A 26,236-nucleotide genomic window follows, 5' to 3' on the forward strand; every position below is an offset into this window, starting at 1 on the left:
GACGTCGCCGACCGCCCGGGTCGCCCCCGCTACGCCTCGGGGACGACCAGGTCGGCGTACTCGGGGTGGCGGTCGATGAAGGCGGCCATGAACGGGCAGCGCGGCACCACCGGAGTGCCGCGCTCGCGGAGCTGGTCGAGGGTGTCCCGGACCAGCGTCGCGCCGACGCCCATGTTCTGGAACTTCGGGTCCACCTCGGTGTGGGTGAAGACCAGCACCTCGCCGCGCGGCAGGTACGCGGTGAACCCGGCCAGCGCGTCGTCGACCAGGATCTCGAACCGGCGCTTGGCGGGGTTGTCCTCGACCAGGGTGCTCACCCGCCCATTCTCCCCCCGCCACCGGCGAGCCGGTCCAGTTCGGCGAGCAACCGGTCCACCTCGTCCGGGGTGTTGTAGTGGTGGATGCTGGCGCGCACCGCCCCGCCGCTGTCCCGCAGCCCCGTCGCCTGGAACCGTGGCGCGCCCGGTCGCCACGGCGCCGCCACCTGGGCGGATGATCATCACAATGCCGGGGTCGCGGTCGTCTCGTACCCTTGGCCGCGTGACGAACCGACGCGTTTACTCCCCGCTGACCCCCACCCGCCGGGCCACCGGCCTGCTGGCCGGCCTGGCGCTCGGCGTCGCCCTGCTGGCCGGTTGCAGCTCCGAGGGCGCCTCCACCGACTGCGGCCTGAACGCCTGCACGGTCACCTTCGACCGCGGCGTCGAGGCCAGCACCACCATCCTCGGCGTGGAGGCCAAGCTGGTCGGCGCGCAGGGCGACCAGGTGACCGTCGAGGTCGCCGGCGAGCAGCTGACGCTGACCACCGGCCAGCAGGCCACCGACGTCGGCGGCTTCTCCGTGACGCTGGACAGCGTCACCGACCAGGAGGTCAAGATCCGGGTGGCGACCGCCGGCAACTGACCCGCCCGGGGCGGCGGTGGCCGACGTTTGGGGATCTTCGCATTCGGAGATTGTGGCGCCATGTCACTCACCCGGAACGCCGAAGCCACCGCCTCCCGTACGGCGCACAGCCGGTGGCTCGAACTGTTGGCCCGGGCCGGTTTCATCGGCTACGGCATCGTGCACCTCCTGTTCGCCTGGCTGGCGCTGCAGATCGCGTTCGGGAAGCCCGCCGACGACGGCGACCAGTCCGGCGCGCTGCGCACCATCGCCGCCCAGCCGCTGGGCAGGTTCCTCGTCGTCACCATCGCGGTCGGCCTCTTCGCCATGGCGATCTGGCAGGCGCTGGAGGCAGCGGTCGGGCACCGCGCCGAGCGCGGCAAGGAGCGGGTCTGGGAGCGGCTGGCCTCGCTCGGCCGGACCCTCGTCTACCTCTACTTCGCCTGGACGGCCGTCAAGGTCTTCTCCGACGCCGGCTCGAACAGCGCCGACCAGCAGGAGGCGCTGACCGGCCGGGCGATGGAGTCCTCCGGCGGTCGCTGGCTGGTCGGCCTGGCCGGGCTCGTGCTCGCCGCGATCGGTGTCGGCCTGGTGATCTACGGGCTGGTCAAGCGCTTCGAGAAGCATCTCAGGAGCGGTGAGATGAGCCCGCGGACCCGCCAGCTCGCCCGCCGGCTCGGCGTCGCCGGCTACGTCGCCAAGGGCGTCGCGTACGGCATCGCCGGCCTGCTGATCATCCTGGCCGCCGTCAACTACGACCCGGAGAAGGCCCGGGGCCTGGACGCGGCGCTGCACACGCTGCGCGAACAGTCGTACGGTCAACTGCTGCTCACCCTCGTGGCCCTCGGCATCGCCGCCTTCGGCCTGTTCTGCTTCCTCCAGTCCCGGTACCGCAAGGTCTGAGCCTGGTCGATTCCGGGGCCGTCGGGCACTATTGGGCCTTTGCCCCGAAACAGGCCGCCCGGTCCGGAGGAGGAGAGAACCTGTGCAGAGCTACCTCGGGACGATCGTCGCCGCGCTCGCCGCGGCGGCGATCGCCCTGTTCGTCGTCGAGGTCGTGCATCGCGTGGTCCGGCGGCTCGGCCGGCGCTCGCTGCTGTTGACCGAGCTCACCGAGCACGCACATCGGTCGAGTCAGGTCGCCGCCACGGTCCTCGCCGTCCAGTTCGCCGTCCGCTTCAGCACCGGCTACGCGGTCGGCGAGCAGTGGCGGCAGGTGCTGCTGCACGCGCTGGTGCTCGGCGTGATCGCGAGCGTCGCCTGGCTGGTCGCCTCGCTGCTCGTGGTGGCGGAGGACACGGCGCTCGCCCGGTTCCGGGTGGACGTGCCGGACAACCGGCACGCGCGGCGGGTGCGGACCCAGGTGGTGCTGCTGCGCCGGTTGACCATCGCGGTGATCGTCGTCCTGGCGGTCGGCGTCATGCTGATGACCTTCCCGGCCGTACGCGGCATCGGCGCCGGCGTGCTGACCAGCGCCGGTGTCGTCGGTGTGGTCGCCGCGCTCGCCGCGCAGAGCCTGCTGGGCAACGTCTTCGCCGGCCTCCAGCTCGCCTTCAGCGACGCGGTGCGCCTCGACGACGTGGTGGTGGTCGAGGGGGAGTGGGGCCGGATCGAGGAGCTGACCCTCAGCTACGTGGTGGTGCAGATCTGGGACGACCGCCGGCTGATCCTGCCCACCTCGTACTTCACCACCAAGCCGTTCCAGAACTGGACCCGCACGGAGGCGGCCGTGCTGGGCACCGCCGAGTTCGACGTCGACTGGGCGATCCCGGTGCAGGCCATGCGGGAGGAGCTGCGCCGCCTGGTGGAGAGCACCGACCTGTGGGACGGCCGGGTCTGCGTGCTCCAGGTGACCGACGCGACCGGCGGCATGATCAAGGTGCGCGCCCTGGTCAGCGCGGCCGACGCCGGCAGCCTGTGGGACCTGCGCTGCCTGGTCCGCGAGCACCTGGTCGCCTGGATCCGGGACCAGCGGCCGACCGCGATGCCCCGGATGCGTACCGAGATCGGCGACGCGGAGAGCAACCTGCCGTGGCAGTGGGTACGACCCCGCCGGCCGGTGCGCCGCCTCGCCGACGGCGAGGTGCCCGACGACGCCCGGGTCTTCGGCGGCAGCGACGACGGCGACGCCCGCAGCGAGGCGTTCGTCGGCCCCGACGAGCCCGCCGAAACCCGCCGCTGACCCCCGCCCCCGCCCCGCCCCCGCCCCCGCGATCTTGCGCTTTGTGCCCTCCGAATGCGGAGAACGTCCGCTTTGCCGGGGCGGAAAGTGCAAGATCGCGAGGCCGGGTGGGAGTGGGGGCGGGGCAGGGCGGGGGCGGGGGCAGGGCGGGGAGGGGGAGGGTCGTGACCTGTGGGGGGTGGGGGCGGTTGGAGGTGTGGGTGGGGTTGTGCCTCGTGGGTTGACCGGGCGGAGTGCGCTGGCTCGGGAAGTTTGACCGGGCGTTTCGTGGGGACCTGCTGCGCGACGCTTCTGCACCTCCTCCCACGCGCCGTCCGCCGGCACGGGGGACGCGGCGGCCGGGCTCACCGGCCGCCGCGCGAAGGATTGACGGGCGGCGACTCCGGGCATACAGCGCGGTGATGATGAAAGGAGGACAGCATGGCTGACGTGGCGAACGCCCGCACATCCCGCGACGGGAGCGAGCCGTCCACCGCCGAGCTGGTGCAGCGGGCCACGGAGCAGGTCTCCCGCCTGGTCCGCGACGAGCTGGCCCTGGCCCGCGCGGAGCTGACCCAGAAGGGCAAGCATGCCGGCATCGGCATCGGCCTCTTCGGCGGCGGCGGGGCGCTGGCGCTCTACGGCCTGGGCGCCCTGGTCGCCACCGCGATCCTGCTGCTCGATCTGGTGCTGCCGGCCTGGGCCGCGGCCCTGATCGTCGCGGTGGTGCTCTTCGTGATGGCCGGCGTCCTCGCCCTGGTGGGCAAGAAGCAGGTCAGCCAGGCGGTCCCGCCGGTGCCGGCGGCCACGGTGCGCAGCGTCCGGGCCGACGTCGACACCGTCGCCGCCGCGGTGAAGGACAGGGGGCGGGCATGACGACGGGCAACGGCCGGGGCACCGGCGACACCGAGGCTCTCCGGGAGGAGATCCGGCGGACCCGGGTCGAGTTGGGCGAGACCATGGAGGCGCTCGCCGCCAAGGCCGACGTCAAGGCGCGGCTGAGGTCCTCCGCCGACCAGGCGAAGGAGCGGATGCGGGAGCAGGCCGCGCAGACCGTGGCCCGGGTGCGCGGGCAGGCGGCGCAGAAGGCGCAACTCGCGCGAGGGCAGGCGCAGGAGACGGGCGCGGTCGTCCGGCGCAACCCGGCGCCGTTCGTGGCCCTCGCGGCCGGCGCGGTGGCCGCCGCTATCGTGCTGTTGATCGTCCGGGGGAGGCGCAGGTGAGCAGGAACATCGGGAGGGCCGCGTACAAGCCGGTCGGCGTGCTGATGGGCATCGCCGCCGGTGCGGTCGCGGGCATGATCTTCCGGCAGGTGTGGAAGGTGACGGCGGGCGACGGCGAGGCGCCCAGCGCCACCGACGAGGAGCGCGGCTGGGGCGAGATCCTGGCGGCGGCGGCCTTGCAGGGCGCCATCTTCGCGGTCGTCCGGGCCGCCGTCGACCGGGGCGGCGCGGTGGGCGTACGCCGGCTGACCGGGCACTGGCCGGACTGACCCGGCTTTCGCCGAAGGCCCCCTCGCCGTGGCGGTGAGGGGGCCTTTCGCACGGCGGTAAGCGCCCACCCAGCGGATCTTCGGCATCCGTCAGGTCACATGTCGGAGAATTTCGTCGGGTAGGCTGTGCAGAGTTTTTGCGTACGTGGTTTGCTGTTCCACGCTGTTGAGAGATGGCGTGGGTTGAGAGAAGTCTCCTTCAATGGGGGCCGCCTCAGGCACCGCTGCTCGAAAACGGCCAATCGGCCGCACGGCGTGCTCGGCCGCCAGTTTTAGAAGGAGATACACATGGCGCAGGGAACCGTGAAGTGGTTCAACGCTGACAAGGGCTTCGGCTTCATCACCGTCGACGGCGGGGGTGCTGACGTGTTCGTCCACTTCTCGGCCATCCAGACCAGCGGCTACCGCACGCTGGAGGAGAACCAGCGGGTGGAGTTCGAGATCGCCCAGGGTCAGAAGGGTCCGCAGGCCGAGCAGGTCCGCCCCATCTGAGCACTGCCGGTCGGCAGTCGCCGACCAGTGGATGATCCGACGCCCGGATCACCAGTGAAGCCCCGTATCCCGCCCGGGATGCGGGGCTTTCCGCGTATCCCGGGCACGGTCGGCGCGCCGGGGCCGGGGGCGGGAGCGTGGGGGCCGCTCAGCGGCGTCGGCGGGCGCGCAGCCCGGACCAGAGCAGGGCGAGTCCGATCAGGACGACGAGTGGCCCGAGGATCGCCCAGATCCGCTGGTCGGTCATCAGGCTGCCCTCGACGTAGCCGAGGCCCTGCACCGTCCAGACCGCCCCTACGACCACGGCGAGCAGGCCGAGGGTGAGCGGCAGCCAGCCCTTCATCGTGATTCCCCTTCGTCGATCCCCGCCGCGGGGAACCGTCCGACGAGCTGCTCGCTGCCCGGTCCGACCACCCCGACGTGCCACCCCGGCCGGGGGAAGGTCCGCTGCTCCATGCCACCGAGCCTAGTGATCCCGCTTGTGGGGCCGCGCCACGGGCCGTACGGTTAGCAAGACGGACGTACGGTTTGGGAGGCTGCGATGTGGGATCCGACGACATACCTGCGCTACGGCGACGAGCGCTCCCGGCCCTTCCACGACCTGCTCGCGCGGGTCCCGGCCGAGCGGCCGCGCGTCGTGGTCGACCTCGGCTGCGGGCCCGGCAACCTGACGGAGGTCCTCGCCGGACGCTGGCCGGACAGCCGCGTCGTCGGCCTCGACTCCTCGGTGGAGATGATCGCGCGGGCACACGCCACCGCGTCCCCGGTCTCCTTCGTGGTGGGCGACGTCCGGGACTGGCGGCCGGAATCCGACGTGGACGTGGTGGTCAGCAACGCGGTGCTGCAGTGGGTCCCCGGCCATCGTGAGCTGCTCGCCCGCTGGGCACGTGAGCTGCCCGGCGGGGCCTGGCTGGCGGTGCAGGTGCCGGGCAACTTCGACGCGCCCTCACACCGGGCGCTGCGCGAGGTCGCCGGCCGCCCGGCCTGGCGCGCCGACCTCGTTCCGCTGCTGCGCGAGGCCCCGGTCGACGACGCCACCGGCTACGCCGGGTTGCTGACCGGTGCCGGCTGCGCCGTGGACGCCTGGGAGACTACCTACGTGCACCTGCTGCCGGCCCGCGCCGACGCGGACCACCCCGTGCTGACCTGGATGGAGGGCACCGCGCTCCGGCCGGTCCGCGCGGCCCTGGACGCCGCCGGCTGGGCCGACTTCCGGGCCGAACTCGGCGTACGCCTCGCGCAGGCGTACCCGGTGCGGCACGGTCAGGTGTACTTCCCGTTCCGACGCGTCTTCATCGTCGCCCGTACCGGCGCCCGTGCAGAGGAGAACATGTGACCGACCTGCAAACCTTCATCGCCGGACTGCCCAAGGTGGAGCTGCACGTGCACCACGTCGGCTCCGCCTCGCCCCGGATCGTCGCCGAGTTGGCCGCCCGTCACGAGGGCCGCAGCCCCGTGCCCGCGGACCCGGCCGCGCTCGCCGACTACTTCGCCTTCCGTGACTTCGCGCACTTCATCGAGGTCTACCTGAGCGTCGTGGACCTCATCCGCGACCAGGAGGACGTCTGGATCCTCACCCACGAGGTGGCCCGCGAGCTGGCCCGCCAGCAGGTCCGCTACGCCGAGCTGACCGTGACGCCCTACTCGCACGTGCACCGGGGCATCCCCGCCCCGGCCTTCTGCGAGGCGATCGAGGACGCCCGCAAGCGGGCCGAGGCCGACTTCGGCATCGAGCTGCGCTGGTGCTTCGACATCCCCGGCGAGGCGGGCCTGCCGGCGGCCGAGGAGACCCTGCGGATCTCGCTGGAGGAGCGCCCGGACGGGCTGATCAGCTTCGGCCTGGGCGGCCCGGAGATCGGCGTGCCCCGGCCGCAGTTCAAGCCGTACTTCGACCGGGCCCGGGCGGCCGGCCTGCGCTCGGTGCCGCACGCCGGCGAGACCACCGGCCCGCAGACGGTCTGGGACGCGCTGCGCGACCTGGGCGCGGAGCGGATCGGGCACGGCATCTCCGCCGCGCAGGACCCGGAGCTGCTGGCCCACCTCGCCGAGCACCGGATCGGCATGGAGGTCTGCCCGACGTCCAACGTGCGGACCCGGGCGGTCGCCACCATCGACGAGCACCCGTTGCGGCAGTTGGTCGACGCCGGCCTGCTGGTCACCATCAACTCCGACGACCCGCCGATGTTCGGCACCACCCTCAACGACGAGTACGCCGTCGCGGCCCGGCTGCTCGACGCGGGGCCGGAGGGGCTGGCCGCGCTGGCCCGCAACGCGGTGACCGCCTCCTTCCTGGACCCGGCGGGCAAGCAGCGGATCGGCGCCGAGATCGACGCCTACGTGGCGGCCGCCACCCGCTGAGCGGGGCGGGGTAGCCGGCGCGCGGCGTGGCAGGAGAGCGTCGCGCGCCGTGCGGGAAGGTGTGGCGGAAGGAAGTGTGGCGCGCGGCGGGAGCAGGTTGTGGGGGGACCGTTGCTCCCACCGCGCGCACGGCTCCACCGGCCGGTGGGTGCTCGGGGCAGTGACCGGTGGAACTGATGGGTTCGTGGAAGATCATGCCAGTCCGCGACGGGCCGGCCGCCGCGGTTAATCCGGATCTAAGGAAGACTTGCGCCGGCCCACAGCTCGGCCGACCAGCCCGAACCGGCTGACCTGCCGGGGCGTTGCCTCGGGGTCGGCGAGGAGCATGACCACGCTCGCCCCGCCGAGCCGGGCCCGGTCGATGCTCACCGAGCCGTTGGCCTGCAACGCCACCCGCTTGGCGATGTCCAGCCCCAGCCCGGTGGAGCCCTGGTCGCTGGCACCCCGGCGCAGCGCCCGGTCGGGGTTGGCGATCCCCGGCCCGGCGTCGTCGATCCGGATGGCCACGTAGCCGTCGCGGCGGGAGACCGCCACCTCGAACGCGGTGCCCTGCGGCGTGTAGCGGAAGACGTTGCCGATCACCGCGTCCAGCGCGGCGGCCAGCTCGGCCCGCGGCACCGGCGCCGGGATGCGCAGCTGGGCGCCGGTCACCCGGTGCGGGCGGTTCTGGTCGCCGGCCAGCGCGGCCCAGAACACCATCCGGTCCCGGACCACCTCGCTGACGTCGCACATCGCCGGCCCCGCCTCGTGCGCCACCGCCTTGCGGGTGGTCTTGATCAGCACGTCGATCTCGCCCTCGAGGGTGACGATCGCCTGCCGGATCCGTCGGATGCCGCGCCGCCGATCAAGCTCCGCCGCGCTGAACGAGCCCACGCTGGTGTCGTCGGACTCCAGCGCCTCGGCGTCCAGCCGGAGCACGGTCAGCGGGGTGCGCAGCCGGTGCGACAGGTCGGCGACCAGCTCCCGCTCGTCGGTGCGCGCCGCGACCATCCGGTCGGCCATCCGGTTGAAGGCGTACCCGGCCTCGGCCAGCTCGCGCGGGCCGCTGGGCTCGACGCGTACGGCCAGGTCGCCGTCGCCGATCGCGAGCGCGGCCCTGACCAGCCCCCGGGCCGAGTCGACCGCGCGGGCGGCGACCCGGTCGACCACCAGCACCGCCGCGCCCACCAGCGCGGCGGCCACCCCGAGCAGCAGCAGCCACCGGCCGCCGGCGCCCTCGTCCAGCGCCGACTCGGGCACGAAGACCTCCACCACGGCGGTGCGGTCGCCGAGCACCGCCGGGTCGAGCCGGAGCACCCCGCCGTCGACGTCGACGACCACGGAGCGCCGCTCGGCCCGGGCCCGCTCCAGGTCCGCGCCGCCGGCCCGGCCCGCGGGCCCGTCCGTCCCGAGGCCGTGTACGACGGGCCGGGTGGCCGGGTCGTCGCCGCTGGCGGCCACGGCGCGCTGCACCACGGCGGGATCGGTGCTGACCGCGAGCGCCCCGGTCACCAGCGCGCTGCGGCGGGCGGCATCCGCGATGGCCTCCTCGCGGGCCCGGTCACCGAGGCCGGTGGCGAGCGGGACGAGGAAGGCGAACGCGACCAGGGCGCACATGCCGGCCGTGAGACGGGCCAGCGACGCCCTCAGTCCGGTGCCACCAGCCGGAAGCCGACCCCCCGCACGGTGCGCAGGTAGCGCGGCTTCGCCGCGGACTCGCCCATTTTGCGACGTAGCCAGTAAAGGTGAACGTCGATGGTCTGGTCCTCGCCGACCGACGGCTGCCGCCATACCTCCTCCAGAAGTTCCCGGCGGGACACTACCCGGCCCGGACGTGCGGCGAGATACGCCAACAGGTCGAATTCCTTGCGGGTCAGCGCCAACGGCTCGCCGTCGAGGTGGGCGCTGCGCTCCCCGACGTCCACCCGCAGCCCGCCGACGCTGTGCACGGCCGGCTGCACCGCCCGGCTGGCCCGCCCGGCCCGGCGCAGCACCGTGGTGATCCGGGCGTCGAGGTGCGCGCCGGTGAACGGCTTGACCATGTAGTCGTCGGCCCCGGCGCGCAGCAGCCGGACCACGGACTGCTCGTCGTCGCGCGCGGTGGCGATGATGATCGGCACGTCGGTGATGCCGCGCAGCATCCGCAGCGCGTCCGAGCCGTCGAGGTCGGGCAGGCCGAGGTCGAGCACCACCAGGTCGGGGGTCTCGGCGGCCACGCGGCGCAGCGCGTCCAGCGCGGTGCCCACGGCGTGCACGGCGTGCCCCCGGTCGGCGAGGGACCGCAGCATCGCGCCGCGTACGACGTGATCGTCTTCGACCAGGAGCACGGTGGCCACGCCAAGACGGTACTCGGGGTGGCAAGTTGATCGCGTTGCGGCGCACCTGCGAACCGGGCAAGCTGGTACAACGATGTCCTTCACGCTCTTTGCCGACACCCGCCTCGCGCTCGCCCGGGACTCGCTCGCCGGCCTGTCGGTCGGCGACGCGCTCGGCTCGCAGTTCTTCGTCCCCGGCCGGCACCCGGCCGACCTGGCCGCCGGCAGGCTTCCCCCGGCGCCCTGGGAGTGGACCGACGACACCGAGATGGCCTGCTCGGTGGTCGCCGCCCTCGCCGCGGCGGGCACCATCGACCGGGACGCCCTCGCCATGGCCTTCGCCGAGCGCTGCGAGCCCTACCGGGGGTACGGGCCGGGTGCCGTGACGATCCTGCGGCTGATCCGCACGGGCACGCCGTGGCCGGTGGCGGCCGCCGCCGCCTTCGACGGGCAGGGCTCGTGCGGCAACGGCGCGGCGATGCGGGTCGGTCCGCTGGGCGCGTGGTTCGCCGACTCGACCGCCCGGGCGGCGGCGCAGGCAGGGGCGTCGGCCGAGGTGACCCACGCGCACCCGGAGGGCATCGCCGGGGCGGTCGCGGTGGCGGTGGCCGCCTCGCTGGCCGCCCGGGGCCGGCTGGACGGCCACCGGCCGCCCCCGCGCCGGCTGCTCGCCGGGGTGGCCGCCGCGCTGGACCCGGCCACCGAGGTGCACCGGGGCGTACGCCGGGCCGCCGACCTGCTCGACCGGCCGCTGCGCGAGGCCGTCGACGTGCTCGGCAACGGCTCCCGGGTCACCGCCCAGGACACCGTCGCCTTCACCTGCTGGGTGGCGGCCGTGCACCTGGACGACTACCCGGCGGCGATCGGCGCCTGCGTCGAGGCGGGCGGGGACGTGGACACCACCGCCGCCATCGTCGGGTCGGTGGTGGCCGCGCACACCGGGGTGGGCACCCCCGGCGGGGTGCCCGCTGACTGGCTGGCCGCCCGCGAGCCGCTGCCGGACTGGTCCGCCTGACCCTTCCCGCCGGTCGGGCGGGCGCCGGGGCCGGCGTCCCACGGGTCGCGGGGGCGGTGGCGTCGCCGACCGTGCCGGCGGGGGCGACCGATAGCATCGCAGGAGCCGAACGTTCGGCGTCATCCGTACCGTCTGCTGGAGGAGTGACCGTGTCCGCACCCCGTACCCCCGCCGTGGCCGACCCCGTCGTCGTCGCCGCCGGGACCACGGCGGCCGACGCGGTGGCCGCGGCCGGGCTGCCCGCGGCCGGCCCGAAGGCGGTCGTCGTGGTCCGCGACCCGCAGGGCCAGCTGCGTGACCTGGACTGGTCGCCGCAGGTCGACACCGAGGTCGAGCCGGTCGGCCTCGACTCCCCGGACGGGCTCAACGTGCTGCGGCACTCCACCGCGCACGTGCTCGCCCAGGCCGTGCAGGACGTCTTCCCCGAGGCCAAGCTCGGCATCGGCCCGCCCATCGAGAACGGCTTCTACTACGACTTCGCGGTCGACAAGCCGTTCCAGCCGGACGACCTCGGCAAGCTCGAGAAGCGGATGCAGGAGATCATCAAGTCCGGCCAGCGGTTCCGCCGTCGCCGCTTCGGCAGCCTGGACGAGGCGAAGGCCGAGCTGGCCGCCGAGCCGTTCAAGCTGGAGCTGATCGACGTCAAGGGAGAGGGGCTGGACACCTCCGAGGTGATGGAGGTGGGCGGCGGCGAGCTGACCATCTACGACAACCTCGCCGCGACGGAGGACAAGGTCTGCTGGTCGGACCTGTGCCGCGGCCCGCACCTGCCGAACACCCGGCTGATCGGCGCGTTCAAGCTGATGCGCTCGGCCGCCGCGTACTGGCGCGGGTCGGAGAAGAACCCGCAGCTCCAGCGGGTGTACGGCACCGCCTGGCCGACCCGGGACGAGCTGAAGGCGTACCTGAAGCTGCTGGAGGAGGCCGCCCGGCGCGACCACCGCAAGCTCGGCGCGGACCTCGACCTGTTCAGCTTCCCCGACGAGATCGGCTCCGGCCTGGCGGTCTTCCACCCCAAGGGCGGCATCATCCGCCGCGAGCTGGAGAACTACTCGCGCCGCCGGCACGAGGAGGCGGGGTACGAGTTCGTCAACACCCCGCACATCACCAAGGCGCAGCTCTTCGAGACCTCCGGGCACCTGCAGTGGTACGCCGACGGCATGTACCCGCCCATGGAGATGGAGGGCGCCAACTACTACCTCAAGCCGATGAACTGCCCGTTCCACAACCTGATCTTCCGGTCCCGGGGGCGGTCCTACCGGGAGCTGCCGCTGCGGCTGTTCGAGTTCGGCTCGGTCTACCGGTTCGAGAAGTCCGGTGTGGTGCACGGCCTGACCCGGGTGCGCGGCATGACCCAGGACGACGCGCACATCTACTGCACGCAGGAGCAGATGGCGGGCGAGCTGAAGTCGCTGCTGTCGTTCGTGCTGGACCTGCTGCGCGACTACGGCCTGGACGACTTCTACCTGGAGCTGTCCACCCGCAACCCGGAGAAGTCCGTCGGCACCGACGAGAACTGGGAGCGGGCCACCGAGGCGCTGCGCTCGGCCGCCGAGGAGTCCGGTCTGGACCTGGTGCCGGACCCGGGCGGCGCGGCCTTCTACGGCCCGAAGATCTCGGTGCAGGCCAAGGACGCGATCGGCCGGACCTGGCAGATGTCCACCATCCAGGTCGACTTCAACCTGCCGGAGCGGTTCGGGCTGGAGTTCCAGGCCGCCGACGGCAGCCGGCAGCAGCCGGTGATGATCCACCGGGCGCTCTTCGGCTCGATCGAGCGCTTCTTCGGGGTGCTCACCGAGCACTACGCGGGCGCCTTCCCGGCCTGGCTGGCGCCGGTGCAGGTGGTCGGCATCCCGATCCGCGAGGACCACACCGACTACCTGCACGGCTTCGTCGCCGCGCTGCGGGCCGAGGGCATCCGCGCCCAGGTCGACGCGGGCGACGACCGGATGCAGAAGAAGATCCGCAACGCCCAGCAGCAGAAGATCCCGTTCATGGTGATCGCCGGCGACGACGACGTGGCGGCCGGCACGGTCTCGTTCCGCTACCGGGACGGCTCGCAGCGCAACGGGGTGCCGATCGCCGACGCGGTGGCCCACGTCCTCGACGTGGTCGGCTCGCGGACCAACGTCGGCCCGTCGGCCGCCTGATCCACCACGCTCCGAGATCCACGGAAGGCCCCCCGCCACCGGCGGGGGGCCTTCGTCGACGGGCCGTCGGGCGTCAGATCCCGCAGGTCGGGGCGGACCAGGACCGGCTCGGCGTGTTGCCCAGGTGGGTGTGGTCGTTGTGGCCCGGGTAGCCGGGGCCGAGGATGTTGCTGAAGCCGTGGTAGCGGGCCTGCTGGGCGAGCCGGCACAGCGAGGGTGACCCGACCAGGTCGACCCCGTCGCCGTAGAGGTGCCGGCTGTTGCTGGCGCCGCCGACCGCGCTGTTGCAGGCGTAGCTGCGGAAGCCGCTGCTGATGTAGAGCGGTACGTTGCCGAGTGCGCGCCGCATGGCCTGGAGCTTCCACATCGACACGCGGGCGTTGAAGCGGGCGGTGCTGGCCGACACCGCGCCACCGGACCAGTCGCTGTTGCACCTGTTCCACTCCGCGTAGCTGAAGCTGACCGGGGTGCAGTCGTCGTCCTGGAGCGCGTAGATCTGGTTGAAGGTCTGGGGCCCGGCGACGCCGTCGGCGCCCAGCCCGTACGCCTGCTGGAAGCGGATCACGGCGGACCGGGTGCCCGGGCCGTACACCCCGTCGAGGGCGAGCACGGCGTCGTAGCCGGGGTAGCCCGAGACCCGGATCTGGAGTTGCCGGACGTCCTCGCCGGACATCCCCTGGGACAGGGTGCGTCCCCACGTGTAGCAGCCGTCGGCGTGGGCCGCGCCGGCGGTGAAGGTGACGCCGACCACGGTGGTGGCGGCGGTCAGCGCGAGCGCCGCGAGGAATCTGCCGAGCCGTCGGATCACGGAGACCTCCATCGGTCTATGGAAGTAAATCGATGGACGGAATTTTCAATGGTGCTTTTCGATTCGTCAACAACTTCCAGCGCCGGGTTCCCCACGGCGGGCCTCGCCGGTCGTCGGGCCGCTCCGTAGGATCGGCTTGTGGCAGGGGTGGAACGGCACACGGACAGCGGCATGGCCGACGGCCTGGAGCGGCTCTGGACGCCGCACCGGATGACCTACATCTCGGGCGAGGACCGCCCCGAGGGCTACGAGAAGCCGAAGGGGTGCCCCTTCTGCCTCGCCCCCGGCCTGCCGGCGGAGGAGAGCCTCGTCGTCGCGCGCGGCGCGCACGTCTTCGTGGTGCTCAACCTCTACCCGTACAACCCGGGTCACCTGCTGGTCTGCCCCTACCGGCACGTCGCCGACTACACCGACCTCGACGGGCCGGAGACCGCCGAGCTGGCGTCGTTCACCCAGACCGCGATGCGGGTGATCCGCAAGGTCAGCAACGCCCACGGGTTCAACCTCGGGATGAACCAGGGCGGGGTGGCCGGCGCCGGGATCGCCGCGCACCTGCACCAGCACGTCGTGCCCCGCTGGGGCGGGGACGCCAACTTCATGCCGGTGATCGGGCGCACCAAGGTGCTGCCGCAACTGCTCGGGGACACCCGGGAGCTGCTCGCCCGCGCCTGGCCCTCCTGACCCGGCCCGCCGGGGTCGGGATCCCGCGCGGCGGCGGGGACGTCGCCCCGGGGGTGGGCGCCGGAGGTGGCACGATGCGTCGATGGCAGTCACGACACGGACGTTGGGCCGCAGCGGCATCGAGGTCAGCGCGCTGGGCATGGGGTGCTGGGCGATCGGCGGCCCCTGGGCCGAGGGCACGCAGCCGCTGGGCTGGGGCGCCGTCGACGACGAGGAGTCCGTCCGGGCGGTACGCCGCGCGCTCGACCTCGGCGTGACCCTCTTCGACACCGCCGACACCTACGGGGCGGGGCACTCGGAGCGGGTCCTGGGCCGGGCGCTCGCCGGCCGGCGCGACGAGGCCGTGATCGCCACCAAGTGGGGCCACACCTTCGACGAGGCGACCCGCCAGGCCACCGGCGCGGACAGTTCCCCGGCGTACCTGCGGCGGGCGGTGGAGGAGTCGCTGCGCCGGCTCGGCACCGACCGGATCGACCTCTACCAGTTGCACCTCGCCGACCTGCCGGTGCCCCGGGCCGAGGCGCTCGTCGGCACCCTGGAGGACCTGGTCGCCGACGGGCTGGTCCGCGCGTACGGCTGGAGCACCGACCGCCCCGACCGGGCGGCCGCCTTCGGCCAGGGCGCCCGGCACGCCACCGCCGTGCAGCACACCCTCTCGGTGCTCCGGGACGCCCCCGAGCTGCTCGCCGTCTGCGACAAGTACGACCTGGCCAGCGTCAACCGGGGGCCGCTGGGGATGGGCCTGCTCTCCGGCAAGTACACGACCGGCTCCACGCTGCCCCGCGACGACGTGCGAGGGGTCGCACCGGGCTGGCTGGAGTGGTTCCGGGGCGGCCGGCCGGCCCCGGAGTGGCTGCGGCGGGCCGCCGCCGTGCGGGCGGCGCTGACCGCCGACGGGCGCACTCCGGCCCAGGGCGCGCTGGGCTGGATCTGGGCGCGCAGCGGGCGCACCGTCCCGATTCCCGGCTGCCGCACCGTCGCGCAGGTCGAGGAGAACGCCGCCGCCCTGCACCGGGGGCCGCTGCCGGCCGACCAGTTCGCCGAGGTGGAACGCCAGTTGGCGGCGCTCCGCTCGGCCGCGCTCCGCGAGGCCGACCGCCCCCACCACCCGAGCCCCATGCTCCCCACCGCCCGCCCCTGACGGGCCCCGCCCGCCGGGTCACCGTCGATCACGCAGTTGTGGTGGGCGTCGCGCCCCGGATCGCCCGTTTCGTCGGGCAGCTTCACCGCGCCGGGCGGCACGCCGCCACAACCGCGTGAATCGACCCCGCGAGGAGCCCGGTCAGGGGTGGCTGCCGTGTTCCTTGCGGACCTGGTCGGCCAGGTGGGCGGGCATGGGGTCGTAGCGGACGAAGTGGCGGCGGAAGGTGCCGGTGCCCGACGTCATCGAGCGCAGCTCGACCGCGTAACGGAGCAGCTCCGTGGCGGGCACCTCGGCGCGGACCAGGGTGCGCCCCTCGGCGTCCGCGTCCGGCTCGGTGCCGAGCACCCGGCCGCGCCGCCCGGACAGGTCGCCCATCACCGCGCCGACGGACGAGTCGGACACCCGGATCACGACCTCGTCGACCGGCTCCAGCAGCGCCGGCTGGCCCTTCTCGGCGGCGTCCCGCAGCGCCAGCGCGCCGGCGGTCTGGAAGGCCGCGTCGGAGGAGTCCACGCTGTGCGCCTTGCCGTCGAAGAGGGTCACCCGCAGGTCCACCACCGGATGGCCGGCGACCAGGCCCCGCTCCATCTGGGCGCGTACGCCCTTCTCGACGGAGGGGATGTAGTTGTGCGGCACCGCGCCGCCGACCACCCGGTCGACGAACTCGAAGCCGGCCCCGCGCGGCAGCGGCTCGACCTCGATGGCGCAGACGGCGTACTGCCCGTGGCCGCCGGACTGCTTGACGTGCCGGCCGTGCCCCTTGGCCGGGACGGTCAGCGTCTCGCGCAGCGCGACCCGGACCGGCTCGGTGTCCAGCTCCACCCCGCCCGCGCGCAGCCGCTCCAGCACCACGTCGGCGTGCGCCTCGCCCATGCACCAGAGCACCAGCTGGTGGGTCTCCGGGTTGCGCTCCAACCGCATGGTCGGATCGCCGGCGACCAGGCGGGCCAGGTTGCGCGCGAGGGCGTCCTCGTCGGCCCGGCTGTGGGCCACGACCGCGACCGGCAGCAGCGGCTCGGGCATCTCCCAGGGGGCGATCAGCAGCGGGTCGTCCTTGGCGGAGATCGTGTCGCCGGTCTCCGCGCTGCCCGACTTGGTGATCGCGCAGATGTCGCCGGCCACGCAGGCGCCCACCTCGCGCAGGCTCGCGCCCAGCGGGGTGTAGATGTGCCCGACCCGCTCGTCGGCGTCGTGGTCGGGGTGGCCGCGCTCGGCCATCCCGTGCCCGGAGACGTGCACGGTCTGCTCCGGGCGCAGCGTGCCGGAGAAGACCCGGACCAGGGAGACCCGGCCGACGTGCCGGTCGACGGTCGTCTTGACCACCTCGGCGACCAGCGGGCCGTCCGGGTCGCAGGCCAGCGGCGGGCGGGGCGAGTCGTCCACCCCGGCGACCGCCGGCAGCTCGTGCTCCAGCGGCGACGGGAAACCGGCGGTGAGCACCTCCAGCAGCGCGTCCAGCCCGACCCCGGTCTCCGCGCAGACCGGCACCACCGGGTAGAAGTGGCCCCGCGCGACCGCCTTCTCCAGGTCCTCGATCAGCACCTCGGTGCCGATCTCCTCGCCCGAGAGGTAGCGGTCCATCAGGGACTCGTCCTCGCTCTCGGCGATGATCCCCTCGATCAGCTCGTTGCGGGACTCGACGATGGCCGGCAGGTGCTCCGGGTCCGGCTCGCGCACGTCGGCCGGCAGGCCGGCGGTGTAGTCGAAGACCCGGCGGGTGATCAGGCCGAGCAGGCCGACGGTGGAGACGCCGTCGTCGCCGAGCATCGGCAGGTAGAGCGGGAGCACGTTGTCGCCGAAGACCCGCTGGCAGAGCGCCACCGCCTCGTCGAAGTCGGCGCGCGGGTGGTCGAGCCGGGCGACGGCGACGGCCCGGGGCATGTCGACCGCCGCGCACTCCTCCCACAGGGCGGCGGTGGCGGCGTCCATCCCGTCGACGGCGGAGACCACGAACAGCGCCGCGTCGGCGGCCCGCAGCCCCGCGCGCAACTCGCCCACGAAGTCGGCGTAGCCGGGGGTGTCGAGCAGGTTGACCTTGATCCCGTCGTGTAGCAGCGGCGCGCAGGCCAGGCTCACCGAGCGCTGCTGGCGTACGGCCGCCGGGTCGTGGTCGCAGACGGTGCTGCCGTCGGCGACGGTGCCGGCCCGGCCGATCGTGCCGGTCGCCGCGAGCAGCGCCTCGACCAGGGTCGTCTTGCCCGCTCCGGAGTGCCCGACGAGCACCACGTTGCGGATCCGGCCCGGCTCGGTCACCACCGGCGCGCCGCCGGCGGCCCCCTTCTCCTGACTTTTCTGCGCCATGGGGCGCACCTCCCTCAGCCGTGGTTGGTGGCGACCGCCGCGCGCGACGGGGAAGCGGCCCGAGCGGGTTCCGCGGCGATATCCTCCGGTGCTCTGCAGGGTTGCGGGTAATCAACGGGCGGGTGGGTGAGCTGACTCACCTTCCCGGCTCGATCTCACACCTGTTGCGGGGCCGGCACAAGCCTCCGTCCTGCGCGGGTCGCTGACCGGCCGTACCGCCGGTGCCGGTGGGACCGTTATCGTGGGACCGCCATGGCGAAGATCTTCCAAGTGACGGCCCGCGCGGGGATGACCCGCGTCGTCGAGCCGGTCGCACGCGGCCTGCTCCGAGCGGGCGTAACCCCCAACGCGGTCACCGTGGCGGGCACCCTCGGGGTGCTCGTCGGTGCGCTCGGCTTCGGTGCCCGCGGCCATCTGGTCGCCGGGGCCCTGATCGTGACCGTGTTCGCGCTCACCGACCTGCTCGACGGGACGATGGCCCGGATGAGCGGCGGCTCCACGAAATTCGGGGCGTTCCTCGATTCGAGCATGGACCGGATCGCCGACAGCGCGGTCTTCGGCGCGGTGGCGTACTGGCTCGCCACCGAGCACGACCATTCGGGCGTCGCCGCCGCGCTGCTCTGCCTGGCCGCCGGCGGCCTGGTCTCCTACGTCAAGGCCCGGGCCGAGGGGCTCGGCATGACGTGCAACGTGGGCATCGCCGAGCGCACCGAGCGGCTGCTCATCGTCGGCGTGGGCGGGCTGCTCACCGGCCTCGGCGTCCGGCCCGCGCTGGAGATCGCGCTCTGGCTGCTCGCCGCGGTGTCGATCTTCACCGTCGGCCAGCGGATGGCCCACGTCTACCGCCAGGCCCAGCGGGTGCACACCCCGGGCGGGCAGGGGTGAGCGCGACGAGCGCCGGTCGGCCGCTGTCCGGGGGCCGGCGCCGGTGAACCTCACCGAGCTCGGCTACGTCGCCGGGTGGCGCGTGATCCGCGCGCTGCCCCGGCCCGTCGTGGCCGCGGCGTTCCGGGCGGGCGCCGACCGCGCCCACCGCCGCGGCGGCGGGGGTACGGCCCGACTGCGCGCGAACCTGCGCCGGGTGGTCGGCCCCGACCTGCCCGAGGCCGACCTCGACGAGCTGGTCCGCCGCGGCCTGCGCTCGTACGCCCGCTACTGGATGGAGGCGTTCCGGCTGCCCTCGCTCAGCCGGACGGAGATCCTGGCCGGCTTCCGGCTCGACGGCGAGGAACTGCTCGCGGCCGACGTGGCGGCCGGCCGGGGCGCGGTGGTGGCGCTGCCGCACGCCGGCAACTGGGACGCCGCCGGCGCCTGGGTCGCGGCGACCGGCTGGCCGATCACCACGGTCGCCGAGCGGCTCAAGCCCGAGGGCGTCTACCAGCGGTTCCTTGCCTTCCGGCGAAGCCTGGGCATGGAGATCCTGCCCACCCACGGCGGCGACCGGCCGGCCTTCGACGTGCTGGTCGACCGGGTCCGGGCCGGCACGGTGGTGCCCCTGCTGGCCGACCGGGACCTCTCCGCCCGGGGGGTGGAGGTCGACTTCTTCGGGGCCCGCACCCGGATGCCGCCGGGCCCGGCCCTGCTCGCCCTGCGCACCGGGGCGCCCCTCTACGTCGCCTCGATGTGGTACGAGGCGGACGCGGCCCGCGCGTCGATCGAGGGTCCGCTGCCGCTGCCCGACCCCGAGGAGGGCCCGCTCGACCGGCGGGTCCGGTCGCTGACCCAGCGGATCGCCGACGGTCTGGCGGCGGGCATCGCCCGGCATCCGGAAGACTGGCACATGTTGCAGCGGATGTGGCTGGACCAGCACGGCACGGGTGGCGGCGCGACCCTGCCCTCCCCGGCTGCCGGACAGGCGTAAGGGAGGGGTTGAGGCGTGCGTATCGGCATCGTGTGCCCGTACTCCTTCGACGTGCCGGGCGGGGTGCAGAACCACGTCATGGACCTCGCCGAGGCGCTGATCGGCCTCGGACACGAGGTGAGCGTGCTCGCCCCGGCCGACGAGGACTCCCCGCTGCCGCCGTACGTGGTGCCGGCGGGGCGGGCGGTGCCGCTGCCGTACAACGGTTCGGTGGCGCGGATCGCGTTCGGCCCGGTCTCCACGGCGCGGGTGCGGCGCTGGATCACCCGGGGCGACTTCGACGTGCTGCACGTGCACGAGCCGCTGACCCTGAGCCTGTCGCTGCTGGCCGTGCTCTCCGCCCGCGGGCCGGTGGTGGCCACCTTCCACACGGCGATGACCCGGTCGCGGGCGCTCGCCGCCGCGCAGGGGGTGCTCCAGATCGTGCTGGAGCGGATCACCGCCCGGATCGCGGTCAGCGCGCTGGCGCGCAAGGTGCAGGTCGAGCACATGGACGGCGGCGCGGTGGAGATCCCCAACGGGGTGGCCGTCGCGAAGTTCAACCACGCGCAGCCGCTGCCCGGCTGGCCGGGGGAGTGCGCGCCCGGGCGCGGCGGCGCGATCGGCTTCCTCGGCCGGTTCACCGAGGCCCGCAAGGGCTTCCCGATCCTGCGCGACGCCTTCGTCGAGCTGGCCCGGCAGCGTCCCGGGCTGCGGCTGCTGGTGGCCGGCCCCGGTGACCCGGACGACCTGTTCGGGCGCTTCCCGGTCGAGCTGCGCGACCAGGTGACCTTCCTCGGGCTGGTCTCCGAGGAGGACAAGGCGCGGATGCTGCGCAGCGTGCACCTCTACGTGGCGCCGAACACCGGCGGGGAGTCCTTCGGCATGATCCTCACCGAGGCGCTCGCGGCGGGCACCACCGTCGTGGCCAGTGACCTCGACGCGTTCCGCCGTGTGCTCGACGGCGGCCGGGCCGGCCGGCTCTTCCCCACGGGGGACCGGCCCGCGTTGTGTACCGCCCTGGCCGACCTGCTCGACGATCCCGACGGCCGGGCCGCGCTGACCGCCTGCGGCGACCAGGTGGTGGCCACCTTCGACTGGCCGGTGGTCGCCCGCCGGGTCCTCGAGGTGTACGCGGCGGCGATCGAGGCCACCGACGGGCGGGTCATGGACACCGAATGGGTGGGGCTGGACTGACGATGTCGGGCATGTGGTGGGGGGTGGTCGCGGCCCTGGCCGTCGGGCTGGTCGCGGCGTACCTGGTCTGGACCGCCGGCCGGGTCGACCGGCTGCACGGCCGGGCCGAGCTGGCCGCCCGCGCCCTGGACGCCCACCTGCTGCGCCGCGCGGCGGCCGCCGCGGTCCTCGCCGAGCGGCGCTACGGCGTCGAGCTGTACGCGGCGGCGCGGATCGCGCTGGACGCGCAGCCGGACGAGCGGGAGGCCGCCGAGAACGACCTCACCCGCCAGTTGCGTGCCGTGGAGCTGGACCCGGCCGATCCGGACTGCGAGGCGGTGATCGGCGCCAGCCGACGGCTCGCCCTGGCCCGTCAGGTGCACACCGACCTGGTCCGCGACGCCCGCGCGGCGCGCGGCCGTCCGCTGGTGCGGCTGCTGCGCATGGGGCGACGCCGGCCCTGGCCGCGCTACTTCGACATCGACGACCCCACCCTCACGGTCCCGGCGGACGTCCCCGCCGGCTGAGGCGGGCACGGACCCGACAGAACGCCCAGACGGGACGCCGGGCGCACCCGGCGACCGGGCGGCGGCGGGGCGGTGACGACTGCCACAGGGCAGGCCACCGTGGGTCTGATTGGCTGTCGGACGGGCGTTGGGACGGCCGTAGCATTTTCGCAGCCACCCCACCCCGAGCACGTCGAGGAGCGATGACCCGTGCCCGAAACGACTGCCCAGAACGCCAGCGCCAGCCCGGTCACCGGCACCGCCCGCGTCAAGCGCGGCATGGCCGAGATGCTCAAGGGCGGCGTGATCATGGACGTGGTCAACGCCGAGCAGGCCAAGATCGCCGAGGACGCCGGCGCCGTCGCCGTGATGGCGCTGGAGCGGGTGCCCGCCGACATCCGCGCCCAGGGCGGGGTGTCCCGGATGAGCGACCCCGACATGATCGACGGCATCATCGACGCCGTCTCCATCCCGGTGATGGCGAAGGCCCGGATCGGCCACTTCGTGGAGGCCCAGATCCTCCAGTCGCTCGGCGTCGACTACGTCGACGAGTCCGAGGTGCTGACCCCGGCCGACTACGCCAACCACATCGACAAGTGGGCCTTCACCGTCCCCTTCGTCTGCGGCGCGACCAACCTCGGCGAGGCCCTGCGCCGGATCACCGAGGGCGCGGCCATGATCCGCTCCAAGGGCGAGGCCGGCACCGGTGACGTCTCCAACGCCACCACCCACATGCGCAGGATCCGCCAGGAGATCCGCCGGCTGGGCTCGCTGCCGACCGACGAGCTGTACGTGGCCGCCAAGGAGCTCCAGGCGCCGTACGAGCTGGTCAAGGAGGTCGCCGAGAGCGGCAAGCTGCCCGTGGTGCTGTTCACCGCCGGTGGCATCGCCACCCCGGCCGACGCCGCGATGATGATGCAGCTCGGCGCCGAGGGCGTCTTCGTCGGCTCCGGCATCTTCAAGTCCGGCAACCCGGCGCAGCGGGCCGCCGCGATCGTCAAGGCCACCACCTTCCACGACGACCCGGACGTGCTGGCCAAGGTCTCCCGGGGCCTGGGCGAGGCGATGGTCGGCATCAACGTCGACGACATCCCGCAGCCGCACCGCCTGGCCGAGCGCGGCTGGTGAAGGGTGTAAGGAAGGGCACCTTCCTAACGCCTGAGGTAGAGGAAGGGGCCCTTCCTAACCAGGAGAGGAGCGGCAGATGGGCGACGCACCCGTGATCGGTGTGCTCGCGCTCCAGGGCGACGTGCGCGAGCACGTCGCCGCCCTCGCCGCGGCGGGCGCGGACGCCCGCCCGGTGCGTCGGGCGCAGGAGTTGGACGCGGTGGACGGGCTGGTGATCCCCGGGGGCGAGTCCACCACGATCAGCAAGCTCGCCGACATCTTCGAGATGCGCGAGCCGATCGACAAGCGGATCGCCGGCGGGATGCCGGTGTACGGCTCGTGCGCCGGCATGATCATGCTGGCCACCGAGGTCCTCGACGGCCGGCCCGACCAGCGCGGCTTCGCCGGCATCGAGATGACCGTGCGGCGCAACGCGTTCGGGCGGCAGGTCGACTCGTTCGAGGCGCCGGTGGCGATCACCGGCGTCGACGGCGGGCCGTTCCACGCGGTGTTCATCCGGGCGCCGTGGGTCGAGCGGGTCGGCGACGGCGTCGAGGTGCTCGGCACGGTGAACGAGGGCCCGGCCGCCGGGCGGATCGTGGCGGTCCGGCAGGGCAACCTGCTGGCCACCTCCTTCCATCCCGAACTGACCGGCGACGCGCGCGTGCACGCGTACTTCGTGGAGCTGGTCCGGGCGTCGCGCTGAGCGGCGGCGAGCCGTGCCTTGTTTTCGCCCCGTCTGTCCTGGTCCGGGCGGGCGGGGCGTGGCGGCGAGGCGCGGCGCGGTGACAGCGGGCCGCCGGGCGTCGGTAGGATTGCCGAGATTCGGCAGGGCCATCTGCCCGTCACGGCTTCCACCAGGGCTGACCGGCACCACCGCGTGCGCCGGTGGGAGCGGGGCGTGCGCGGTGCGGTCGATGCAGACGGCGGGTAGCAACGGAGGTAACAGATGTCCGGCCACTCAAAGTGGGCGACGACCAAGCACAAGAAGGCGGTCATCGACGCCAAGCGCGGCAAGATGTTCGCCAAGCTCATCAAGAACGTCGAGGTCGCCGCGCGGACCGGCGGTGGCGATCCCGCCGGCAACCCCACGCTCTACGACGCCATCCAGAAGGCCAAGAAGAACTCGGTCCCGAACGACAACATCGACCGCGCCGTCAAGCGCGGCTCCGGCCTGGAGGCCGGCGGCGCCGACTACCAGACCATCATGTACGAGGGTTACGGCCCGAACGGCGTGGCGCTGCTCATCGAGTGCCTGACCGACAACCGCAACCGCGCGGCCACCGAGGTGCGCACCGCGCTGACCCGCAACGGCGGCTCGTTCGCCGACGCGGGCTCGGTGTCGTACATGTTCTCCCGCAAGGGCGTGGTGATCGTCCCCAAGGCCGGGACGACCGAGGACGACGTGATGATGGCGGTCCTCGACGCCGGTGCCGAGGAGGTCAACGACCTGGGCGAGGCGTTCGAGGTGGTCTCCGAGCCGACCGACCTGGTCGCGGTGCGCACCGCGCTCCAGGACGCCGGCATCGAGTACGAGTCGGCCGAGTCGGCGCTGATCCCGAGCGTCAACGTCCCCCTCGACGAGGACGGCGCGCGCAAGATCTTCAAGCTGATCGACGTCCTGGAGGACTGCGACGACGTGCAGAACGTCTACGCGAACTTCGACGTTTCCGACGAGATCATGGCCGCCGTCGGCTGACCCAGGGCGTCGGCTGAGCCGCCGCGCCTCCGGTCGGTTCCCCGTCGACGCGGCGGGGAACCGGCTACCGCCGCCGCGTGGTCTTCCGGCGGCGTCGGTTCCGATGCTGGTTGTGCGGCAGGCGCGGCGTCCGGGCACCCCGGACCGGTCGGCGCGCCGGCTCGTCGCTGTCCCCCGCGAGCTGGAAGAACAACCACGCGAAGAAGCCGGCGGCCCCCGCGATGGCATGGACCCCTAGCCGACCGACGGCCATCCCCCAGTCGGTGGACCACGCCCCCTCGGCGTCGGTGCCGCTGACCATGGCCGGAGTGATCGTGCCCGGTCCCGCCTCGACCGGGACGCGCAGGCTGATCGAGTCGATTCGTACCGCACCGTCAGTGCTGGTGAAAGGGCCGTGACAGGTCCAGTTGCCCTTGCTCTCGGTGCCCTCGTCGCACCTGGCGATCTCCAGGCTGCCGGGCGTGGGCGAGACGAAGGCGGCATCGACGTAGTCCCACGTGCGGCTGATCTCCCACACGTTCCACCAAGCGGCGCCGAGCAGCACGGCGGCGGCGACGACCAGCTTGCACCAGGCCGCCACCGACCTGTTCGTCATCTCGGTCCACAGTCTCTGCCGCATCGCGGCTCATCGTATGAACGCTGTCCACCCGTCGATGCGGCAAGATCGCCGGGCGACCGTCGCCCCGCGCGCTGTGTTCCCTGCCCCGTATCCGTCCGGGCGGTGATCGGGACGGCCGCCGCCCGGACGGGCGAAATTTCCGGATGATCATCCGGACACCCGCCGTTCGGAAAGCTCGCATAGGATCTCCCGCTGTTTGATCTTCTTGAGCAACGGAGAGACATGCGAAGGACCCTCACCGCCGCGGCTGCCGTCCTGGCGATTCCCGTCCTGGCCGGCGCCGTCGCCCCGCCGCATGCGACGGCGGGCCCGTTGCCGACTCCGGGCCGGGGCGTGGCCGTCGGGACGTCGCGCCCACCGGTGGCGCCCCCGAACATGCCGGCGACGGTGTACGGGGGCGCGTGGTCCTCGGGCCACGTGCAGGGAGTGGCGGTCGACTGGAGCCGCGGTCACGTCTACTGGTCCTTCACGAACCTCCTGGTCAAGACGGACCTCGACGGTCGGGTCGTCGGCACGGTGACCGGCTTGACCGGCCACCTCGGCGACCTGGACGTCAACCCGGAGGACGGCCGCGTCTACGGCTCGCTGGAGTACAAGGCGCAGCGGGCCTTCTACATCGCCATCTTCGACGTCGCCCGGATCACCCGGATCGGAATGGACGCCGAGACGGACGGCGTGATGACCACCGTCTACCTGAAGGAGGTCGTCGACGACTTCACGGCGGACCTGGACGGCGACGGCGTCTTCGACGGCGACACCGGGCAGACCGCCGACCACCGGTACGGCGCCAGCGGCATCGACGGGGTCTCGTTCGGGCCGGCGCTGGGCACCGCCGGCGGGCGGAACGTGCTGATGGTCGCCTACGGCATCTACCCGAACACGACGCGTACCGACAACGACCACCAGGTGCTGCTCGCGTACGACGTGCGGCGGTGGAGCCTCCTCGCCCGCTCGCTCAGCCAGACGGCACCGCACCGGAGCGGGCCCGGGCAGCCGTACTCCAAGGTCTTCGTCCGGACCGGGAACACCACCTTCGGGGTGCAGAACCTGGAGTACGACCGGCACACCCGCCGGTGGCTGATGGCGGTCTACCGGGGCGGCAAGCCGGAGTTTCCGAACTGGACGCTCTACGCGATCGACGGCACCGTCGCCCCGCAGACCGGTGTGATCACCGGCCAGCCGGACGGCGCGACCGGCTGGATCGTCCCGCTGGCCCCGGCCGGGCTGGCCGATCCGGCCACCGGGGTCCGCGGCTGGGAGGGGCCCGGCAGCTTCGGCCTGGAGGCGCTCGGCGACGGGCGGTTCTACGTGGTCAGCAGCGGGACGACCACGGTTGACGGTGAGCGGCGGCAGACCGGCACCGCCGTCCTCCAGCAGTGGACGGGAGCGACGCCGAACCCCTTCGCCACGGCCGGATCCACCGTCGCCGGGCGCCGACCCGCAGCCCGTGCCGTGCTCTCCCGGCCCCGCTGAGCCCGACGAGGACGGCGCGCGTGAGGTCTTCGACGTCC

Annotated in this window: 29 protein-coding genes; 21 read left to right on the plus strand and 8 right to left on the minus strand. The window is 73.5% G+C overall.

All coding sequences use genetic code 11. The features are described 5' to 3' along the window. Positions 1–29: 29 nt before the first annotated feature. A complete protein-coding gene (locus tag ACGFZ2_RS21945) occupies positions 30–317 on the minus strand; it encodes a GNAT family N-acetyltransferase (RefSeq protein ID WP_393456318.1) in 288 nt (95 codons plus the stop codon). Continuing rightward, positions 314–484, minus strand: a complete 171-nt coding sequence (locus ACGFZ2_RS21950; RefSeq protein WP_393269555.1) for a hypothetical protein — start codon at positions 482–484, stop codon at positions 314–316. Before ACGFZ2_RS21950 ends, ACGFZ2_RS21945 begins: the two co-directional genes overlap by 4 nt. Before the next feature lie 56 nt (positions 485–540). On the opposite strand from ACGFZ2_RS21950, the gene ACGFZ2_RS21955 reads away from it, so the two are divergent. The 7 genes from ACGFZ2_RS21955 to ACGFZ2_RS21985 all read left to right on the plus strand — a co-directional run bounded on the left by ACGFZ2_RS21955 (position 541) and on the right by ACGFZ2_RS21985 (position 5,027). Next, positions 541–903, plus strand: a complete 363-nt coding sequence (locus ACGFZ2_RS21955; protein ID WP_393269557.1) for a hypothetical protein — start codon at positions 541–543, stop codon at positions 901–903. Between the two features lie 60 nt (positions 904–963). Beyond that, positions 964–1,785 (plus strand): DUF1206 domain-containing protein, encoded by an 822-nt coding sequence (locus ACGFZ2_RS21960; protein WP_393269561.1) that lies wholly within the window; start codon positions 964–966, stop codon positions 1,783–1,785. 82 nt (positions 1,786–1,867) lie between these two features. Beyond that, positions 1,868–3,064 (plus strand): mechanosensitive ion channel family protein, encoded by a 1,197-nt coding sequence (locus ACGFZ2_RS21965; RefSeq protein ID WP_393456321.1) that lies wholly within the window; start codon positions 1,868–1,870, stop codon positions 3,062–3,064. A gap of 420 nt (positions 3,065–3,484) precedes the next feature. Continuing rightward, positions 3,485–3,919 carry a phage holin family protein gene (locus ACGFZ2_RS21970; RefSeq protein ID WP_357697725.1) on the plus strand — a complete coding sequence of 145 codons (435 nt, stop codon included), beginning with the start codon at positions 3,485–3,487 and terminating at the stop codon, positions 3,917–3,919. Beyond that, positions 3,916–4,266, plus strand: a complete 351-nt coding sequence (locus ACGFZ2_RS21975; RefSeq protein ID WP_357452201.1) for a DUF3618 domain-containing protein — start codon at positions 3,916–3,918, stop codon at positions 4,264–4,266. The genes ACGFZ2_RS21970 and ACGFZ2_RS21975 overlap by 4 nt, the downstream gene beginning before the upstream one ends. Positions 4,267–4,274: 8 nt before the next feature. After that, positions 4,275–4,535: a DUF4235 domain-containing protein gene (locus tag ACGFZ2_RS21980; RefSeq protein WP_393269667.1), complete on the plus strand. Its 261-nt coding sequence runs from the start codon at positions 4,275–4,277 to the stop codon at positions 4,533–4,535. 288 nt (positions 4,536–4,823) lie between these two features. Continuing rightward, complete coding sequence (locus ACGFZ2_RS21985) at positions 4,824–5,027, plus strand: cold-shock protein (protein WP_007075740.1); 204 nt, start codon at positions 4,824–4,826, stop codon at positions 5,025–5,027. A 148-nt stretch (positions 5,028–5,175) separates the two neighbouring features. On the opposite strand, the gene ACGFZ2_RS21990 is transcribed toward ACGFZ2_RS21985, so the two are convergent. Next, on the minus strand, positions 5,176–5,370 hold the full coding sequence (locus ACGFZ2_RS21990) for a hypothetical protein (protein WP_393269566.1): 195 nt from the start codon (positions 5,368–5,370) through the stop codon (positions 5,176–5,178). A gap of 198 nt (positions 5,371–5,568) precedes the next feature. Between ACGFZ2_RS21990 and ACGFZ2_RS21995 the strand changes: the two genes are divergently transcribed. Together ACGFZ2_RS21995 and ACGFZ2_RS22000 are read left to right on the plus strand one after the other, a co-directional pair. Next, a complete protein-coding gene (locus tag ACGFZ2_RS21995) occupies positions 5,569–6,363 on the plus strand; it encodes a trans-aconitate 2-methyltransferase (RefSeq protein WP_393269569.1) in 795 nt (264 codons plus the stop codon). Further along, complete coding sequence (locus ACGFZ2_RS22000; protein WP_393456324.1) at positions 6,360–7,385, plus strand: adenosine deaminase; 1,026 nt, start codon at positions 6,360–6,362, stop codon at positions 7,383–7,385. The genes ACGFZ2_RS21995 and ACGFZ2_RS22000 overlap by 4 nt, the downstream gene beginning before the upstream one ends. Before the next feature lie 225 nt (positions 7,386–7,610). On the opposite strand, the gene ACGFZ2_RS22005 is transcribed toward ACGFZ2_RS22000, so the two are convergent. Both ACGFZ2_RS22005 and ACGFZ2_RS22010 read right to left on the minus strand, forming a co-directional pair. Then, entirely contained in the window at positions 7,611–8,981 is a 1,371-nt protein-coding gene (locus ACGFZ2_RS22005; RefSeq protein ID WP_393456327.1) for an ATP-binding protein, read from the minus strand. 29 nt (positions 8,982–9,010) lie between these two features. Continuing rightward, positions 9,011–9,700 (minus strand): response regulator transcription factor, encoded by a 690-nt coding sequence (locus ACGFZ2_RS22010; RefSeq protein WP_357452216.1) that lies wholly within the window; start codon positions 9,698–9,700, stop codon positions 9,011–9,013. Between the two features lie 73 nt (positions 9,701–9,773). Between ACGFZ2_RS22010 and ACGFZ2_RS22015 the strand changes: the two genes are divergently transcribed. Both ACGFZ2_RS22015 and thrS read left to right on the plus strand, forming a co-directional pair. After that, positions 9,774–10,694: an ADP-ribosylglycohydrolase family protein gene (locus ACGFZ2_RS22015; RefSeq protein ID WP_393456330.1), complete on the plus strand. Its 921-nt coding sequence runs from the start codon at positions 9,774–9,776 to the stop codon at positions 10,692–10,694. Between the two features lie 149 nt (positions 10,695–10,843). Then, entirely contained in the window at positions 10,844–12,844 is a 2,001-nt protein-coding gene (gene thrS / locus ACGFZ2_RS22020) for a threonine--tRNA ligase (protein WP_393269580.1), read from the plus strand. A gap of 73 nt (positions 12,845–12,917) precedes the next feature. On the opposite strand, the gene ACGFZ2_RS22025 is transcribed toward thrS, so the two are convergent. Next, positions 12,918–13,664, minus strand: a complete 747-nt coding sequence (locus ACGFZ2_RS22025; RefSeq protein ID WP_393456333.1) for a D-Ala-D-Ala carboxypeptidase family metallohydrolase — start codon at positions 13,662–13,664, stop codon at positions 12,918–12,920. Positions 13,665–13,823: 159 nt separating this feature from the next. Between ACGFZ2_RS22025 and ACGFZ2_RS22030 the strand changes: the two genes are divergently transcribed. Together ACGFZ2_RS22030 and ACGFZ2_RS22035 are read left to right on the plus strand one after the other, a co-directional pair. Then, positions 13,824–14,333 (plus strand): HIT domain-containing protein, encoded by a 510-nt coding sequence (locus tag ACGFZ2_RS22030; protein ID WP_350706683.1) that lies wholly within the window; start codon positions 13,824–13,826, stop codon positions 14,331–14,333. Positions 14,334–14,415: 82 nt separating this feature from the next. Then, the gene (locus ACGFZ2_RS22035) at positions 14,416–15,474 is read left to right on the plus strand and encodes an aldo/keto reductase (RefSeq protein WP_393456336.1); all 1,059 of its coding nucleotides are present in this window, start codon (positions 14,416–14,418) and stop codon (positions 15,472–15,474) included. A 141-nt stretch (positions 15,475–15,615) separates the two neighbouring features. Here the strand turns inward: ACGFZ2_RS22035 and ACGFZ2_RS22040 are convergent, their stop codons facing one another. Beyond that, a complete protein-coding gene (locus tag ACGFZ2_RS22040) occupies positions 15,616–17,778 on the minus strand; it encodes an elongation factor G-like protein EF-G2 (protein ID WP_393269591.1) in 2,163 nt (720 codons plus the stop codon). Between the two features lie 252 nt (positions 17,779–18,030). Between ACGFZ2_RS22040 and pgsA the strand changes: the two genes are divergently transcribed. From pgsA to ACGFZ2_RS22075, 7 genes are all read left to right on the plus strand, one after another. Then, positions 18,031–18,663, plus strand: a complete 633-nt coding sequence (pgsA, locus tag ACGFZ2_RS22045) for a phosphatidylinositol phosphate synthase (protein ID WP_393269594.1) — start codon at positions 18,031–18,033, stop codon at positions 18,661–18,663. Between the two features lie 43 nt (positions 18,664–18,706). Further along, positions 18,707–19,639 (plus strand): phosphatidylinositol mannoside acyltransferase, encoded by a 933-nt coding sequence (locus ACGFZ2_RS22050; RefSeq protein WP_393456339.1) that lies wholly within the window; start codon positions 18,707–18,709, stop codon positions 19,637–19,639. A gap of 15 nt (positions 19,640–19,654) precedes the next feature. Next, a complete protein-coding gene (locus ACGFZ2_RS22055; RefSeq protein ID WP_393456342.1) occupies positions 19,655–20,815 on the plus strand; it encodes a glycosyltransferase family 4 protein in 1,161 nt (386 codons plus the stop codon). Between the two features lie 2 nt (positions 20,816–20,817). Next, entirely contained in the window at positions 20,818–21,321 is a 504-nt protein-coding gene (locus ACGFZ2_RS22060) for a hypothetical protein (RefSeq protein ID WP_393269670.1), read from the plus strand. Between the two features lie 189 nt (positions 21,322–21,510). Then, positions 21,511–22,428, plus strand: coding sequence for a pyridoxal 5'-phosphate synthase lyase subunit PdxS (gene pdxS / locus ACGFZ2_RS22065; protein WP_358093221.1), 918 nt, complete (start codon positions 21,511–21,513; stop codon positions 22,426–22,428). A gap of 76 nt (positions 22,429–22,504) precedes the next feature. After that, positions 22,505–23,113, plus strand: coding sequence for a pyridoxal 5'-phosphate synthase glutaminase subunit PdxT (gene pdxT, locus ACGFZ2_RS22070; RefSeq protein ID WP_393456345.1), 609 nt, complete (start codon positions 22,505–22,507; stop codon positions 23,111–23,113). A gap of 243 nt (positions 23,114–23,356) precedes the next feature. Then, on the plus strand, positions 23,357–24,106 hold the full coding sequence (locus ACGFZ2_RS22075; RefSeq protein WP_357701515.1) for a YebC/PmpR family DNA-binding transcriptional regulator: 750 nt from the start codon (positions 23,357–23,359) through the stop codon (positions 24,104–24,106). Between the two features lie 64 nt (positions 24,107–24,170). Here ACGFZ2_RS22075 and ACGFZ2_RS22080 read toward each other — a convergent pair whose 3' ends face one another. Beyond that, the gene (locus ACGFZ2_RS22080) at positions 24,171–24,725 is read right to left on the minus strand and encodes a hypothetical protein (RefSeq protein WP_393456348.1); all 555 of its coding nucleotides are present in this window, start codon (positions 24,723–24,725) and stop codon (positions 24,171–24,173) included. Positions 24,726–24,947: 222 nt separating this feature from the next. Between ACGFZ2_RS22080 and ACGFZ2_RS22085 the strand changes: the two genes are divergently transcribed. Further along, the gene (locus ACGFZ2_RS22085; RefSeq protein ID WP_393456351.1) at positions 24,948–26,198 is read left to right on the plus strand and encodes a hypothetical protein; all 1,251 of its coding nucleotides are present in this window, start codon (positions 24,948–24,950) and stop codon (positions 26,196–26,198) included. Positions 26,199–26,236 lie beyond the last annotated feature (38 nt).

The organism is Micromonospora sp. NPDC048063, assembly GCF_043202855.1.
In the GTDB taxonomy this organism is placed as follows: Bacteria; Actinomycetota; Actinomycetes; order Mycobacteriales; family Micromonosporaceae; genus Micromonospora.